Origin of the sequence: Streptomyces glaucescens (assembly GCF_002154375.1) — a bacterium.
Lineage (GTDB): Bacteria > Actinomycetota > Actinomycetes > Streptomycetales > Streptomycetaceae > Streptomyces > Streptomyces glaucescens.
Genome location: NZ_MUND01000925.1, coordinates 1 through 2,773 on the forward strand (window position 1 = coordinate 1; position 2,773 = coordinate 2,773).

2 protein-coding genes are annotated in these 2,773 nt (G+C 73.5%); both read right to left on the bottom strand.

Going from position 1 to position 2,773, the window contains the following annotated elements; all coding sequences use genetic code 11:
* Positions 1 to 1,575: glycoside hydrolase family 65 protein (locus CCN42_RS39335; protein ID WP_086741956.1), on the bottom strand; the 1,575-nt coding region annotated here is incomplete at its 3' end.
* Entirely contained in the window at positions 1,572 to 2,312 is a 741-nt protein-coding gene (locus tag CCN42_RS39340; RefSeq protein ID WP_086741957.1) for a beta-phosphoglucomutase family hydrolase, read from the bottom strand. The genes CCN42_RS39340 and CCN42_RS39335, both read right to left, overlap by 4 nt.
* Positions 2,313 to 2,773: the final 461 nt, after the last annotated feature.

The following is a 2,773-nucleotide window of genomic DNA, read 5'->3' on the forward strand; positions in this document are numbered from 1 at the left end:
GCCGAGCCGCTCGGCCTCCTCGGGGTGGCGGCGCACGGCCTCGGCCGCGTCGAGCAGGTTCTGCCGGGCCATCAGGTTGGTGTACGCGTTGTCGTCGGCGACCGCGCTGTACTCGTCGGGTCCGGTGACGCCGTCGATGTGGAAGACGCCCTGGTGGTCGTGGTGGCCGAGCGAGCGCCACAGGCGGGCGGTCTCCACCAGCAGTTCGACGCCGGTGTCCCGCTCGAAGTCGAGGTCTCCGGTGGCCGCCGTGTAGCGGGTCACGGCGTCGGCTATGTCGGCGTTGACGTGGAAGGCGGCGGTCCCGGCCGGCCAGTACGCCGAGCCCTCCGAGCCCTCGATGGTCCGCCACGGGAAGGCGGCGCCGGACAGGCCCAGCTGGTTCGCGCGCTCCCGGGCGGCGGGCAGGGTGCTCTGCCGCCAGCGCAGCGCCTCCGCGACGGCGCGGGGCTCGGTGTAGGTGAGCAGCGGCAGCACGAACATCTCGGTGTCCCAGAAGGCGTGACCGTCGTAACCGGAGCCGGTCAGGCCCTTCGCGGGGATCGCGCGCCGCTCGGCGCGGGCGCCCGCCTGGAGGACGTGGAAGAGGGCGAAGCGGACCGCCTGCTGGATCTCCTCGTCGCCGTCGACCTCGACGTCCGCGCGCGACCAGAAGTCGTCGAGGTACGCCTCCTGGTCCCTGAGCAGGCCGGCCCAGCCGCTGTGGTCGGCCGCCGCCAGCGCCGCCTCCACCTGGTCGCTCATCGCGGGCCGGGAACGGGCGCCGGACCAGCCGTGCGCGACCAGCTTCTCCACCCGCAGCCGCTGCCCGGGCTCCAGCACGGAGGTGACGGTCAGCCGGGCCACGTCGACATTGCTCTCGGCGGACGTCGTGGTGCGCTCGGGGCCGCTGACGGTGTGGTCGGCGGCGACCGCCACGCGCAGACCGCTGCGCCGGGTGCGGTGCACCAGTCGCAGCCGCAGCCCGGAGGCGAAGTCCTCCTCCGGTTCCAGCGGCGACTTCAGCGCCCGTGCGGCGCGCGGGTCGCCGTTGGGTTCGGGCAGGCTCTCGTTGGCGACCAGCTCCGACTGGATGACCACCCGGGTGCGGCTGTCGACCGGCTCCACCTCGTACGCCACGGCGGCGATCGCCCGCTGGGTGAGCGAGACCAGGCGGGTGGAGCGCACCCGGACCGTGGAGCCGGCCGGGGAGGTCCACTCGCAGACCCGTTCCAGGACGCCCCGGCGCAGGTCGAGGGTGCGCTCGTGGGCGACGAGCCGCCCGTAGCGCAGGTCGAACGGCTCGTCGTCGACCAGCAGCCGCAGCACCTTGCCGTTGGTGACGTTGATGACGGTCTGGCCGGACTCCGGGTAGCCGTAGCCCGCTTCGGCGTAGGGCAGCGGGTGCAGTTCGTGCACCCCGTTCAGGTAGGAGCCGGGCAGTCCGTGCGGTTCGCCCTCGTCGAGGTTGCCGCGCCAGCCGACGTGCCCGTTGGAGAGCGCGAACACCGACTCGCTCTGGGCGAGGACGTCCAGGTTGAGGTTCGTCTCGCGCACGGTCCACGGTTCGACGGCGTAGGCCCGCTGCGCTATCACTCGGTGTCCCCCAGTTCCGCGAGATCCCGCACCACGACGTCCGCGCCGTGCGCGTACAGCGCCTCGGTCTGTCCGGTGCGATCGACGCCGACGACATAGCCGAAGCCGCCGGCGCGGCCCGCGTCCATGCCGGCCAGCGCGTCCTCGAACACGGCCGCCTGCTTCGCCTCCGCGCCGAGGTCCCGGGCGGCGGCCAGGAAGGTGTCCGGACTGGGCTTGCCGGGGAGCCCGCGTTCGGCGGCCACCACCCCGTCGATCCGTACGTCGAACAGGTCCTCGGCTTCGATCGCGCGCAGCACGTCCAGGCAGTTGGCGCTGGAGGAGACGATCGCGGTGCTCAGACCGTGGGCGCGGACGGTCCGCAGGTATCGCAGGGTGCTGTCGTACGCCTCGACCCCGCCGGCGCGGATCCGCTCGAGCAGCAGCCGGTTCTTGCGGTTGCCGAGGCCGTGGACGGTCTCCGCGTCCGGCGGGTCACCGGGGTCGCCCTCCGGCAACCGGATGTCCCGGGAGGCGAGGAAGGTACGGACGCCGTCGGCGCGGGGGCGTCCGTCCACGTACTCGTCGTAGTCGGTGACGGCGTCGAACGGCCGGTACCCCTCGCCCTCGCGTTGTCGCAGGAACGCGTCGAACGTCTCCTTCCAGGCGGCCGCGTGCACCACGGCCGTCCTGGTGACGACGCCGTCGAGGTCGAAGAGGCAGGCCTTGATGACCGTGGGAAGGCCGAGTTGCGTCAACTCCGTCATACAGAACACCGTTCCCCGCATCCGGCCGGCCAGCCGGTGGCGCACGCCACAGGACCCGCACTGTGGCACGTTCGGCCGCCTGGGGGGCTGCGGAGCAGGACCGCTCCGGCGTCACCGAGCGAGGACGGCGCGCCGACGTGCCGGGCCGGAACACGCGTGCCATCGGGCCGGGCGGGCGGAGGACTTGGACGTCGGGCCGGTGAGCGGACGCGGGCGGCGCTTCGACGCAGTGCCCGCCGGGACCGGCGGGACAGCGCTCGCCCTAGGCCGTGTCCGCAAAGTCCCGTCTGCCCCGCGACGCCTGGCACGCACTCTCGCCGCGCCGGGCGAAGCCCCAAGTACATCCAGTACGAGGGACTCCGCCCGGCGCGCCGAGAGCACGCACCAGACGCCGCGGGGCCCGCCCTTCGGGCGGACGACGGGACTCTGCGGACACGACCCAGGAGGAGCAC